Genomic DNA, 13,379 nt, shown 5'->3' with positions numbered 1-13,379 from the left:
ATAGAATATCCGAACAATCAATATTCAATGCCCAATGAAAGCCCTGAAAGCCAAAGGCTGAAAGTTCACAACCAACATAATGTAAAATGTACGATGCTAGGTGTACGATGTACGAAATTCGACAAGTTACCAGTAACTAGAAACCAGTAACCTGTAACTTTACTTGAACCATAAACCTCGCCTCGCAGCCTCATCAATCCTTCACCATCAAATCCACAAACTCATTTACATTCATATTTGTAAGGATGTCATAATCCAACCCTGCCTTTAGGATCTGTTGCTGCTGCTGCTCATCAAAAATGCGCGCAAGGTTTATTTTGAATTTTTCTATCAGCAGGGGAATACCTTCATCACGCCGGCGCTTATGACCGACCGGATACTCTACCACTACTTCATCCAGAATAGTTCCATCATTCAGCTCAATAGTTAATGCATTAGCGATAGAACGTTTTTCGGGATCATGATAATCTCTGGTGAACTGCGTATCCTCCACGCAATAAATCTTGTCGCGCAGCGCATCAATCCTTGCGTCGGCAGCAACGACATCTTCATAATCCGCCGCGGTCAGCCTGCCAAATATCAAAGGAACCGCAACCATGTACTGGATGCAATGATCCCTGTCGGCAGGATTATTCAGCGGGCCTTTTTTATCAATAATGCGGATAGCCGCTTCATGCGTACGGATAATTATGCGCTTTATATCATCGCTGGTGTTGCCGCTTGCTTTTAATACTTCATGCAGGCTCATGGCAGCTTCCACAGCTGTTTGCGAATGAAACTCAGCAGGGAAAGAAATTTTAAACAGGATATGCTCCATTACATAAGTACCATACCCGCGCTGAAAACTAAAGGAATTGCCTCTGAAAGACACATCGTAGAAGCCCCATGTTTTTGCGGTAAGCACTGATGGGTAACCCATCTCCCCGGTCTTAGCAATCAATGCCAGGCGAACCGCCCTTGAGGTAGCATCACCTGCCGCCCAGGATTTACGGCTACCGGTATTGGGTGTATGGCGGTAAGTTCTTAACGACTGGCCGTCTACAAAAGCCAAAGAAAGCGCATTGATCAGCTCATCCCGGTTTAAACCTATCAATTTTCCTACCACTGCTGTAGAAGCTACTTTGACCAGGATCACATGATCCAGCCCTACACGGTTGAACGAATTTTCCAAAGCTAAAACACCCTGAATCTCATGCGCCAGTATCATGGCATGTAATACCTGCAGCATGGTTAAAGGCGGTTTTCCTTCGGCAATGTTGGTACGGCTTAACCAGTCGGCAGTAGCTAAAATACCTCCTAAATTATCCGATGGATGGCCCCATTCTGCGGCCAGCCAGGTATCGTTAAAATCAAGCCAGCGGACGATAGCACCGATATTAAAGGCCGCCTGTACAGGATCTAACGTATAACCGGTACCGGGCACTTTAGCGCCATTGGGTACAATCGTTCCGGGAACTATCGGGCCTAACAGCTTCGTACAGGCAGGATAAGTAAGCGCTTCAAATCCGCAGCCCAATGTATCGAGCAAACAATACCGGGCAGTTTGTAAAGCCAGCCCGCTTTTTATTTCATAGTTTAATACATAATCGGCTATATCTGCCAGTACCTTATCGGGTTGTGGTCTTTCGTTGGAAATGTGGGACATTTTTTAAGTTTATGAGTTGATAGGTAGTTTAATAATAGTTTATTATTGTTCAGTTGAATATTGCTGTTGAATAGATGATGAACCATAAGCCATGAGCTATGCAGGATAACTATTCATTAATTCATAGTTAGCTCAAAACTAACCTTCCAGCTAATCCCAAACTGATCTGTAACAATGCCATAGTACGAACCCCAGAAAGTTTCATTTATGGGCAGCTTTACTTCTCCATGAATGGAAAGCGCCTGAAATAACCTATCGGCTTCTTCTTTTTTATCTGTACTAATTGCTAAAGAAAAGTTGTTTATTGAACCTCCCTGCCTGAAAAGTGCTGCATTGTCCGATCCCATCAAAGTGGTTTCGCTACTAATAGGTAGCGAAACATGCATGATCTTGTTATCCTGATCTGAAAAAACGCTGCGATCTGTTTGAGGCACATCTTTATAACGTCCGATATATTTAAACTCAGCTCTAAAAACTGATTTGTAGAAATTAAAAGCCTCTTCACAATTACCATTAAAATATAAATATGGATTTACTATGGTCATAAATAATTGTAGTTTATTTTTAGTTAGTCACTTTATTAAATATCCCTTGAGCAAAATCTATGAACTATTTTCTCTTACTGATCGGTACAAATTTCAGATTTTCGGGGCCTGTATAATTGGCGCCGGGCCTGATGATCTTGCCATCCAGCCTTTGTTCTATAATATGCGCGCTCCAGCCCGTAACCCTTGACACTACAAACAGTGGTGTAAACATGGCTGTTGGCACACCCATGATATGATAGGCTACCGCAGAAAACCAGTCCAGGTTGGGGAACATTTTCTTCTCGTTCCACATGACCTGTTCCAGGCGTTCGGCAATATCATACAGCTGTATATCATCGGCCTCTTTGGATAAGGCATAAGCTACATTTTTAATAATAACACTCCTGGGATCTGAAATAGTATAAACCGGATGGCCAAAGCCAATGATCACTTCTTTCTTTTCCAATCGGGATTTTATATCTCTTTCAGCTACATCCGCATTTATATAACGGCTTTGTATATCGAACGCCACTTCGTTCGCGCCCCCATGCTTAGGTCCACGCAATGCTCCGATAGCCCCGGCTATTGCAGAATACATATCGGAACCTGTACCAGCAATTACCCTGCTGGTAAAAGCAGATGCATTGAACTCATGCTCTGCATAAAGATTTAAAGAGACCTGCATGGCTTTTACCCAACTGTCAGGCGGCTTGGTACCGTGCAGCAAGTGCAGAAAATGCCCGCCTACTGTATCATCATCCGTTTCCACATCCACCTGTCTTCCATTATGCGAATAGTGATACCAATATAATAATGCAGAAGAAAACGAGGCCAATAACTTATCTGCAATATCCCTGGCACCGGCAATGTTATGATCTTCTCTTTCAGGAAGCACCGTTCCTAGCACGGATACATAGGTTCTCAAAACATCCATAGGATGTGCCGCTGCGGGAATCTGCATCAACACCTTCTTAATTACATCAGGTAGCCCTCTCAAAGACCTGAGCTTAGCCTGATATGCTTTTAGCTGAGGCAGGGTAGGCAACTTTTCATGAATCAGCAAATAGGCCACCTCTTCAAAAGAAGCCTTTTCTGCAAGGTCATTAATATCATAACCGCGGTAATGCAGATCGTTGCCGCTTTTACCAACTGTACATAATGCCGTATTGCCTGCTGCCACACCCGAAAGCGCAACATTTTTTTTAGGCTTAAATGTATTAGGTTCGTTAGTAGCTGACATTATTATTGTTTTAAATTGACTATATTATTAACTTATGTGCCAGTAGATGATGTTATACCCTACAGGGAATAAACCGGATAGAAGCCCTTTGCCAGGACTTGCTTCCAACCCGCCTCATGAAGAGAGAAACTATTCCCTCCTGATCTCAGGATTTCGGATTTCAAATTTCGATATTTAATATTATTTTATTTTAAACAGGTCGTCTATTTTCTTTTCGTATTCATAATAATTAATGCTTTCGTACAATTCCTGGCGGGTTTGCATAGTATGTAAAACGTTTTGCTGGGTACCCTCTTTCCTTATATGTTCATACACATTTTGAGCCGCTTTATTCGCTGCCCTGAAAGCCGACAAAGGATATAATACCAGTCCCACACCGGCTTCACGCAATTCCTCTAACGTATACATGGGTATCATACCAAACTCGGTAATATTAGCCAGGACAGGGATACCGGTAGCATCAACAAATTTCTGATAGCTGGCAAGATCGGGCACCGCTTCGGCAAAAATAAAATCGGCCCCTGCTTCTTTATAGGTAACCGCACGTTCTACAGTTTTTTCCAGACCCTCACCGGCATATGCATCGGTACGGGCGCCAATTACAAAATGTTCATCAGAACGCGCATCAACGGCGGCTTTCAGCCTGTCTGCCATTTCTTCTTTGCTCACTACTTCTTTTCCGGGGCGATGGCCACAGCGCTTGGCGCCTACCTGGTCTTCTATATGCAGCGCAGCGGCACCTGCTTTTATTAAGGATCTTACGGTACGTGCTATATTAAACGCCGATGCACCAAAGCCGGTATCCACATCTACCAGCAAAGGCGTATCTGTTACATTGGTAATACGGTTGATATCCACCAGCACATCATCCAGGTTGGTAATACCCAGATCAGGAACTCCCAAAGAACCAGCAGCAACGCCGCCGCCTGACAGGTAGATCGCTTTAAAACCCGCCCGAACGGCCAATAAGGCATGATTGGCATTAATAGTTCCTACAATCTGCAAAGGGCTTTCGTTTTTCATCGCTTCACGAAAGCGATAACCGGGAGAACATGAATGATTGGGGGTCATACGTATTAAATGTGATGTATTATATTTGAATTGAGAAGTGTAATATAAGAAAACCTTAAACAACTCTTATAAAATTTTGCGCGGAATGCAGAAAGCAGGGAATGCCAGCAATAGCTTTGAGGGCTGCCAGAAGAAAGGAGCAACACAGTTCAATAAGGGAGGTTACTGTTGTGTAAATTTTTATAAATCAAGCATCCTTTAGAACCAAACTATTCTATAAAAAGGCAAAGCCATTGCTGCCTCATTTTTCTTCAAAGCCTGCTATCTATTTCTACAAACAAAAGTATCCTTTACCTTTCACCGCATAAATATACCCTTCGTTTTTGAGTATCTTATATGCTTTTCCACGGTATCTCTCACCACTCCATACTGCCGGCTAAGATGGTTAATGGATGAAAACTGCGCATTTTTCAATATGCAGATACTGTCTTCGCTTGTCTTGTCCTACTGGGATGAAATACCAGTACAGCAAAGCCTTTCTTTATAAGATTGAGTATAACACGCTGAAGAAAATACCCGGGTAAAGACTCAAAATACAGTTTTTCTACTTTACGCCACCGTCACTACCGCATTTAAAGGCGTTTTTTTCGGGAAGGGGCCCAGTATTTTATTGAACGCTGTTTTTGCATAGCGCTGCCTTTGTGGCTATTTGTGCTTCGTATGCAAATGCCGATTTACCCTCATTAAGATTCGCCCATTTAGGCAAAATATCTTCTGGCTCCCGGGCCAGGCATAAAATGCAGATAAAAAAACTATGATAAAAACAAATGATCTGCCTGTTTGCCAGTTCCGGTATCTGCTGCTATTTTATATCATTGAGGTAATTTTTAATAAACCTGTTATCATTTGTATCGCTGTCTTTATACTTTTTCCGCAGCTCCGCCAGCTTCTTACGCATCTGCTCTTTTACTTTTTTATACGCCGGCTCATTATAAACATTATGCATCTCCTGCGGGTCTTCCTTCAGATCATACAATTCCCATTCATCTATATCATAATAAAAATGCATGAGTTTATAACGATCTGTGCGAACACCATAATGACGCTTTACCATATGTATGGAAGGATATTCATAATATGTATAATAAACAGCATCGCGCCATTTAGAAGTTTTACCAGCTACCAGGTTCCTGAATGATTCGCCCTGCATATCTGCCGGTACTTTCACCCCTGCATAATCCAGGAAAGTGGGCGCAAAATCGAGGTTCTGTACTAATGAGCTCACTTTAATCCCCGGCTTTATTTCTTTTGGATAACGGATCAGCAATGGTGTGCGTAAAGATTCTTCATACATAAACCTTTTATCAAACCAGCCATGTTCGCCCATGTAAAAACCCTGGTCGGAAGTATACACTACAATAGTATTTTCTGATAAACCGTTCTTTTCAAGATAGTCCAGCACCTGTCCTACCCCGTCATCAACTGCAGCAACGGTGCCCAGATAGTCCTGCATATAACGCTGGTAACGCCAGTGCATCAGGTCTTCCTGCGACATAGATTTATATCTCTTTTTAAAATCCTCGTTAATAGGATCATAAACTGCATCCCATGCTGCACGCTGTGCGGCATCCATGCGCCCCAAATTGCGCCTGTACGCATCTTTATCCCATTTCAATGTGGAAGGGATCCCTAATTCGTCCATCAGCTCAGGATGTATCTTGGAATCGCCGGCCCAGTTCATATCTTTAAGAATATTCATCTCGGCCGCTTTGGCCGCTGTTCCCCGCCCTTTATAATCGTCAAAAAGTGTTTCAGGCTCTTTAAAGGTCATCCTGGTATATTCCTTATAATGCCGTTCGGCAGCCAGCCACTCCCTGTGCGGCGCTTTCTGGTGATATAACAAACAGAAAGGCTTGTCTTTGTCCCGGTTGTCTAACCATTGCAACGCCAGGTCGGTTGTAATATCGGTCACATAGCCGTGGATTTGCTGTTTATGGCCATTCACTATAAAGTCAGGATTATAATAATCACCCTGATCAGGCAGTACCGCGGAGTAATCAAATCCCTGCGGTAACCCATCCATGTGGATCTTTCCTACCATTGCTGTTGTATAACCGGCACGCTGAAGCAGTTTGGGAAAATTCTCCTGCGACCAGTCAAATCGGGATACATTATCTACTTTACCATTGATATAGCTATGCTTGCCGGTAAGCATTACCGCCCTGCTTGGGGCGCATAATGAGTTGGTAACCGTAGCCCTTGTAAACAGCGCACCTTCTTTAGCCAAACGATCAATATTGGGTGTTTTATTCAAACCATGCCCATAAGCACTTACGGCCTTGTAGCTGTGGTCATCACTCATGATGTAGACTATGTTGGGCCTGGATTTTCCGTTTCCGGCAACGTTTTGCCCCGAGGCCGGCAATGCAGCAAAAACAAGTAGTGCTAAAGATATCCGCTTCATGTTATTCTTTTTTTTTAGTAGTAATTTTTTATGTCAGTGCAAACGCAATATAGCTATCTCCTTTTAGGTGTATAAAGCTTTGTACCGCCACAAGCAATAACAATATATTGTTTTCCGTGTTGCGAAACCGGCTGCCGGCAAAATATATTCCCACAACAATTTACCTGAGGACTGGCTAAAGCCCTGCTCTTACTATATTTTACAGCAGCAATGATAATCAATCCACCTGTTGTTACCAATGGCCCGCCATAATTTTCAGTGCCTGTATTTTTTACTCCTTTTGATTTTAATGCTTCTGCCTCACCCAGGGGTATCTGCCACTGGTACTCGCCGGTAATCAGATCAATAGCGGTAAGGGCTCCCCAGGGTGGGATATAGCCGGGTTGCCGTTTTCATCCAGGAATTTATTGTAATCATTAAACGCATAAGGCACATCGGCTCCCGCACCGGGATCATTGGCATCATCTACCGCATCTATCTTATCCTGCCCGAACAAATAATTTACGATCTGCTGTTTCTGCTTCCGGGGCTGCACGAAAGATCAGATTTATAGCAGGCGGCACAATAAGTACTATATCATGCACGCCCGCCTGAATACGGTTCGGAAGATCTTTCTTTTTTCCTGCTTACACTGAACACCATGCCATTTCGTTAGCATTGATATACATCATACCATCCGGCGTTACAGCCGCACCACCCCAATCGGCGCCCCGCATCTGCACCAGGCAGCAAAATTACTCCTTTAAATTCCCACGGGTGAAATACATTTAATGAGCCTTTGAATCAATATTATAAGAATGAAGTTTTTCCATTTGCAATCATATGTAAAGTCAGGCAGTTAATGGATCAGGTTACTACTAACCCTTTAGAACAGGAAAAGCGCATCATAAATGATGCGCTCCTGTGATTCCGCTGGGGCTCGAACCCAGGGCCCCAACATTAAAAGTGTTGTGCTCTACCAACTGAGCTACGAAATCAACCGTTTTCCCGTTTGGGAGTGCAAATATAGAGTTATCAGCTTATTACTCCAAACTTTTAGAAAAAAAAATTAGCTTTTTTATTTTGGCAACCGGTCAATGGCATATCCCGCTGTCTTTAACCATTTTATCAGCTCATCCAGTTTATCATACAACTTATCTTTACGCCTGGCGTCAGTACCTAAATGTATCAAGAGCATATAACCATTTAATCCGGATTGCTTCTCTGATACTACCAAACGCTTCAAAATTTCATCACCGGACCTGTAATTGGGCAGCTCAGGATAGGTATAATCTGCATTAGTAAAAGTTCCGGGTGTGTAGTTTATTACCGTTAACCCAAGTTCCCCGCTCCACTGTACAATTTTATTATTATACCACTCGTAAGGCGTTAAATAATATTTTCCGCTTTTAACACCCAATCGCTCCAACTCCTTAAGTGAGTTTTTTAAATCTGTACAAAAGGAATCCCTGGTTACAAGCAAAGAGTCTCTCCTGCTCCAATCTGCATATAACAAATGTTGATCTGAGTGAGACCCTATATAATGCCCACCGGTATTCACCTTTCTTACAAACTCATGAAAGTGTGGGTTCCTCAGAAAATCTCCTGTGAAAAAAAAGTTCCCTTTTACCTTGTTTTTATCGAGTGCATCTAAAATTATATTTCTTCCATCCCCAAATTCGTGTGCTGAAAACAACAGGTAAATATTTTTTTTATGAGGGTTGAATTGAATCACGGCATTTTCACTATCCAGTTCCTCCAGAACTTCTTTTTTATCATTTGCCAAAGAAGCGAAATAATAACTAAGGCTTGCTGTTCCATCCATCGTTGGCTCATTGGTGGAATAATCTCCGAAATCATCGTGATACACTACTTTATCTGACTGAAACGCTGCAAAGGCATCAGGAGCGTACAGCCTGATGCCGATAAGTTTGTTCCAGATGCTTCCATATACAGGGCCATCTACCAGCCCGCCGGAGATCTTATACTTATACAAATAGGTAAAAGCGGAATGGGGGTCTTTAGGTGTAACACCATTATACGGCAGATCGCATATCATACTGGTTCCCCAGGGATTGCAACCCAGCAGCCAATCACACATTGCAGCTTCTTCCACGTCGAAGCATGTATCGCCGGTAAGCATTTTATACAAACGCATCTGGGTTAAAATGCCAACCAGCAAATTATTGGAGCACCAAATAAACGGCACCCCGTTTAAGAATGGATTCGATTTTCCACGGTTAACTACCTTTTCAATACCCTTTCGCATAAAAGAAAGGTATTCCTGCCTGTGCTCTTTGTCCAGTGTTGCTCCGAGGTAATGTCCCAGGTTCACAAAGGGATACCATTGGTAATGATTCGCGCTATCGGCGCCCATCCACGGTGTTACTGGCTCCTGCCGGGCAAAGCGGATACCTTCTGTAAGATACTTTTTATCCTTTGATAAAAGATATAAAGAAAGAGCGGCCAGCTCCATATCATCTGCATCATTATCCTCCGCATATATATACGGAGCTTTTACTGATAGTGTTTGTGTATTGCCAGGATACTTCTTTCCAAAAGCATAAGCATCTGCTGCTTTTTGCTCAAGTTTTTTTGCAAAAGCAGGATCAAACTTTTTCATCACAACGGCTCCCAGCGCAAAAGCCGAAGCAAACTTTCCGGCAGAAGAGGCGACACCTGTTGTCTTGTTTTTATACTTCTCTCCCTGTGGCTGGCCGGTTATAAAATAAACAGGACGGGCCAGGCCCTTATCTGCACTATATTTCACACTATCCTTTGTTGGCAGCCTCAATCCTGTATGGTCCCTGTCATCGGCCAACTGGTTATAATATTCGCCTTTTGCCGGGTTCATTTTTACCAGCCAGTCCAGCCCCCATTTTGCTTCGTCTATTATATCCGGTATGCCGTTAGCACCCTCATTTCCGGCAGCATCATAAAAATCGGCAAAGCGACCGGGGTTTTGCATATAAGCAAACAACATCTGGTAAGTGGCATTGGCCGATGTGGGCAAATATTGCAGATAATCCGATGCATCGTGCCAGCCGCCAGCCACATCTATATAAGAAGAGTCCTTTTTTTTATCAGGATGGTATACGATAAATCCATCTTGCATATGACAACTATCCTTTAGAAAAGGATTATACTTGCTACGTTGCTGCCGCATATACCGTAATATAAAATCCGCAGCACCGTTATACACATTATCATCAATTCTGAATACAGGAGATTTTATATTTCCGGCCTTCAGATAATACAGACCGCTCACCCCAAAATTTGAAAAATCGAGCCGCCAGTTGTTTTTAAATGCACCCCATTCGCCGGAATATTTAACCCGGCTGCTTTTAAGCACTTCCTTACCGGTAATTGCATCCACCAAAATAAAACCATTACAGTCTATATCGGCTTTTGCCACAAGCACAGCCTGCTTTACTCCTTTAGAAATATAGCCTAACTGATTGATCCTGATCCAGGCCTGCTGTGCCATACCAACCGTATTAATAACAACGGCAATAACCAGCAAAAAAATATAACGCATATAAACAAAATAAAGAGTACGTCAAACAAATCCCTGTGAATTTACAAAAATGATGGCACCCCGTCATTATTGATTTTTGCTCTTTTATAAGTAGGTTTGCTAAAATCAACTGATCATCATTTAATGAATGTGCATTTTAAAGATAAAGTAGCTGTTGTTACCGGCGGCACAGACGGAATTGGGAAAGCCCTGGTAACGGCTTTACTTACTTACGGCGCTAAAGTGGCTACCTGCAGCCGCAGCCACGATAAACTGTATGAACTGCAGGCAACGCATCCTTCTCTTCCGCTGCATACACTGGTAGCTGATGTAAGTAAAGAGGCAGACTGTAAAAGGTTTATTGAATCCACTTTAAGCGCATACGGAAGAATCGACCTGCTTATTAATAACGCAGGCATCAGTATGCGCGGACTGTTCAAAGACCTGGAACTGGAGGTTATTAAAAAAGTAATGGACATTAATTTTTTCGGATCTGTTTATTGCACCCGGTTTGCGTTACCCGCGCTTATTGAAAGCAAGGGCACCATTGTAGGCATTTCATCTATTGCTGGCTACAGGGGTTTACCGGGGCGTACCGGTTATTCTGCCAGCAAGTTTGCCCTGCAGGGTTTTCTTGAATCATTAAAAACCGAATTAAAAGATGACGGAGTACATGTAATGTGGGTAAGTCCCGGTTTCACTGCATCCAAAATAAGAGATCATGCATTGAACGATAAAGGAGCGCAGCAAAAAGAAAATCCTATGGATGAAGGCAAAATGATGAGTGCAGAAGAATGCGCGCAGCATTTGCTCACCGCTATAGTAAAAAAGAAAAGGACCCTGGTACTTACTGTTACCGGCAAAGAAACTATTTTCCTGAATAAGTTTTTTCCGGGTCTTGCAGATAAACTGGTGCATAAATTCTATTTTAAGAATAAGCAACTGGTTAAATAACAGGTAATAACCAACTATACCGTTATTATCTTTCAACTATTGATCAAAAAAAGATAAATTGCGCAGCAAAACATTATACGCAGATCGGCACTAAATCATAATGAATTTTGTAACACTTACATCAGATATCGGGCATAACGACTACCTCATAGGGGCGATAAAAGCTCAACTGCTGCAAGCCGGTCCTGATCTGCAACTCATCGACATTTCACACAATATTGCGCCATTCAACTTTCCGCAGGCATCTTATGTTTGCCGAGGAGCATTTAAAAATTTTCCTGAATTCACCTATCATATCATCCTGGTAAACCTGTTCGATAAAAAACCTAAAAACCTTTTGCTGGCTTTTCATAAGAATCAATATATCTTTTGTGCAGACAATGGCCTGCTGAATATGATACTGGAAGAAAAACCAGATATGGTGATGGGCATTAAGCTGGAAAAAGGCGCTAATAAAAATACGCTTTACTGCACTAAGGTCATTGCAGAAACTATTACCCGGCTCTCTAATGGAGAACCGATTCAGAAAATAGGAATCCCTGATGTCAGCTTTATAGAAAAAAACCCTTTACTGCCTATAGAAAGCAATACGTTTATTGAAGGGCAGATCATCTTCATCGATAATTTTGAGAATGTAGTGGTAAATATTACCAAAAAGCAGTTTGAAGAACAACGGCAGGGACGCTCTTTCAAAATTGTTTTTTTGAGAGATGAGGTGATTAATAAAATCAGCGAGTCTTATGCCGATGTGCCGGAGGGAGAAAAGTTAGCCCTCTTTAACAGCGCCGATTATCTTGAGGTAGCGATCAATAAAGGCAATGCAGCCGGACTTTTCGGACTAAAAGGATACTCAGAAAAAGCCGGCCGTTCTTCAGCTATTATGCAAAACCAGCTGCTTTATCAAACCGTAAAGGTTTATTTTGAATAATATTCCGAATTCAGGGATTACCGGATATTTCCTATCAGGCCGTACATTGCTGTGATCCGGCGCAAATAGTTTATGGCATGCCGGGTCCTGCAGGCCGGCATAATAGCATGGATAGCAACCTGTATAAATTTAAAATGCGGAAGGTTTCAGCCTCAATCCCAGCGTTTCATCCAAACCAAACAGCAGGTTCATATTATGCACCGCCTGGCCGCTGGCCCCTTTTAACAGGTTATCCAAAGCAGAATGTACCACCAGCTTGTTACCGGCTTTTTCTAAATGAACAACAGCTTTATTCGTATTCACTACCTGTTTTAAGAATACAGGAGTTCGGCTCACCTGTGTAAACGGATGGTCTTTATAAAAGTCTTCAAACAGAGGGAACAGCTCTTCCAGGGAAAGATCTGTAGCAATAGTGGAGCTTACAAAAATGCCCCTCGTAAAATCACCCCTCCAGGGAACAAAGCTCAGATCTATATCAGTGCCTGGCTGTAACTGGTGCAGCGACTCTCCTATCTCTCCCAAATGCTGATGGGTTAAAGTTTTGTAAGCCTGGATATTACTGGCGCGCCAGCTGAAGTGAGCAGTTGCGCTTAGAGATTGCCCTGCTCCTGTACTGCCTGTGATACCGGTTGTATAAATATCCTTCAATAAACCCGCTTTGGCCAGGGGCAATAATCCTGACTGGATGGTAGTGGCAAAACAACCGGGATTAGCAATATTATGAGCTGCGGTGATGGCGCCCTTATTCAGCTCAGGCAAGCCATAAACAAAAGTGCGGCCAATTGCCTCCTGTACCCTGTCTTTCTGTAAACGGAAATCGTTAGCCAGGTCAATGATCTTAACAGCGTCAGCTATTTTATTCTCCTGTAAAAACCGGGTAGACTCACCATGCCCCAGGCAAAGAAATAAGCAGTCAATATCCTGGGAAAAAGCTTCGCTAAACTTCAGCTTCGTATCGCCAATCAGATCCTTATGCACTTCATACACATATTTACCGGCATTGCTGCGGCTGTGAATAAAGCTGATATGTACCTGTGGGTGATTGATAAGCAATCTTATCAGTTCTCCACCAGTATAGCCCGCCCCGCCTATAATTCCTACGTTTATCATGCTC

At 42.7% G+C, this 13,379-nt stretch carries 11 protein-coding genes and 1 tRNA gene; 2 read left to right on the top strand and 10 right to left on the bottom strand.

The features are described 5' to 3' along the window. Positions 1–193: 193 nt before the first annotated feature. The 9 genes from ACYVBM_RS01460 to ACYVBM_RS01420 form a co-directional block, all read right to left on the bottom strand. Entirely contained in the window at positions 194–1,645 is a 1,452-nt protein-coding gene (locus tag ACYVBM_RS01460) for a bifunctional 2-methylcitrate dehydratase/aconitate hydratase (RefSeq protein ID WP_460683829.1), read from the bottom strand. 116 nt (positions 1,646–1,761) lie between these two features. Beyond that, on the bottom strand, positions 1,762–2,190 hold the full coding sequence (locus ACYVBM_RS01455) for a VOC family protein (protein ID WP_460683828.1): 429 nt from the start codon (positions 2,188–2,190) through the stop codon (positions 1,762–1,764). A gap of 64 nt (positions 2,191–2,254) precedes the next feature. Next, positions 2,255–3,412: a bifunctional 2-methylcitrate synthase/citrate synthase gene (gene prpC / locus ACYVBM_RS01450; RefSeq protein WP_460683827.1), complete on the bottom strand. Its 1,158-nt coding sequence runs from the start codon at positions 3,410–3,412 to the stop codon at positions 2,255–2,257. A 180-nt stretch (positions 3,413–3,592) separates the two neighbouring features. Further along, on the bottom strand, positions 3,593–4,483 hold the full coding sequence (prpB, locus tag ACYVBM_RS01445; RefSeq protein WP_460683826.1) for a methylisocitrate lyase: 891 nt from the start codon (positions 4,481–4,483) through the stop codon (positions 3,593–3,595). Between the two features lie 802 nt (positions 4,484–5,285). Further along, positions 5,286–6,887 carry a sulfatase family protein gene (locus tag ACYVBM_RS01440; protein WP_460683825.1) on the bottom strand — a complete coding sequence of 534 codons (1,602 nt, stop codon included), beginning with the start codon at positions 6,885–6,887 and terminating at the stop codon, positions 5,286–5,288. 53 nt (positions 6,888–6,940) lie between these two features. Then, positions 6,941–7,225 (bottom strand): hypothetical protein, encoded by a 285-nt coding sequence (locus tag ACYVBM_RS01435; RefSeq protein WP_460683843.1) that lies wholly within the window; start codon positions 7,223–7,225, stop codon positions 6,941–6,943. After that, positions 7,225–7,422 (bottom strand): hypothetical protein, encoded by a 198-nt coding sequence (locus ACYVBM_RS01430; RefSeq protein WP_460683824.1) that lies wholly within the window; start codon positions 7,420–7,422, stop codon positions 7,225–7,227. The genes ACYVBM_RS01435 and ACYVBM_RS01430 overlap by 1 nt, the downstream gene beginning before the upstream one ends. Before the next feature lie 369 nt (positions 7,423–7,791). Further along, positions 7,792–7,864 (bottom strand) — tRNA-Lys (locus ACYVBM_RS01425). Between the two features lie 80 nt (positions 7,865–7,944). Next, positions 7,945–10,404 carry a glycoside hydrolase family 9 protein gene (locus tag ACYVBM_RS01420; RefSeq protein ID WP_460683823.1) on the bottom strand — a complete coding sequence of 820 codons (2,460 nt, stop codon included), beginning with the start codon at positions 10,402–10,404 and terminating at the stop codon, positions 7,945–7,947. A 96-nt stretch (positions 10,405–10,500) separates the two neighbouring features. On the opposite strand from ACYVBM_RS01420, the gene ACYVBM_RS01415 reads away from it, so the two are divergent. Both ACYVBM_RS01415 and ACYVBM_RS01410 read left to right on the top strand, forming a co-directional pair. Beyond that, positions 10,501–11,337 (top strand): SDR family oxidoreductase, encoded by an 837-nt coding sequence (locus ACYVBM_RS01415; RefSeq protein ID WP_460683822.1) that lies wholly within the window; start codon positions 10,501–10,503, stop codon positions 11,335–11,337. Positions 11,338–11,437: 100 nt separating this feature from the next. Continuing rightward, a complete protein-coding gene (locus ACYVBM_RS01410; protein ID WP_460683821.1) occupies positions 11,438–12,265 on the top strand; it encodes an SAM hydrolase/SAM-dependent halogenase family protein in 828 nt (275 codons plus the stop codon). A gap of 129 nt (positions 12,266–12,394) precedes the next feature. Here ACYVBM_RS01410 and argC read toward each other — a convergent pair whose 3' ends face one another. Continuing rightward, positions 12,395–13,375, bottom strand: coding sequence for an N-acetyl-gamma-glutamyl-phosphate reductase (argC, locus tag ACYVBM_RS01405; RefSeq protein ID WP_460683820.1), 981 nt, complete (start codon positions 13,373–13,375; stop codon positions 12,395–12,397). Between the last annotated feature and the right edge of the window lie 4 nt (positions 13,376–13,379).

It is taken from the genome of Niabella aquatica (assembly GCF_054779315.1).
Note: the sequence above shows the minus strand (reverse complement) of the source record. Positions and strands in the feature narration are given on the sequence as shown.

Bases quoted from the DNA above. Each gene is read 5' to 3' on its own strand.
- ACYVBM_RS01455 (WP_460683828.1), bottom strand. From the start codon at position 2,190: ATGACCATAGTAAATCCATATTTATATTTTAATGGTAATTGTGAAGAG.
- prpC (WP_460683827.1), bottom strand. From the start codon at position 3,412: ATGTCAGCTACTAACGAACCTAATACATTTAAGCCTAAAAAAAATGTT.
- argC (WP_460683820.1), bottom strand. From the start codon at position 13,375: ATGATAAACGTAGGAATTATAGGCGGGGCGGGCTATACTGGTGGAGAA.
- ACYVBM_RS01410 (WP_460683821.1), top strand. From the start codon at position 11,438: ATGAATTTTGTAACACTTACATCAGATATCGGGCATAACGACTACCTC.
- ACYVBM_RS01440 (WP_460683825.1), bottom strand. From the start codon at position 6,887: ATGAAGCGGATATCTTTAGCACTACTTGTTTTTGCTGCATTGCCGGCC.
- ACYVBM_RS01460 (WP_460683829.1), bottom strand. From the start codon at position 1,645: ATGTCCCACATTTCCAACGAAAGACCACAACCCGATAAGGTACTGGCA.
- prpB (WP_460683826.1), bottom strand. From the start codon at position 4,483: ATGACCCCCAATCATTCATGTTCTCCCGGTTATCGCTTTCGTGAAGCG.
- ACYVBM_RS01420 (WP_460683823.1), bottom strand. From the start codon at position 10,404: ATGCGTTATATTTTTTTGCTGGTTATTGCCGTTGTTATTAATACGGTT.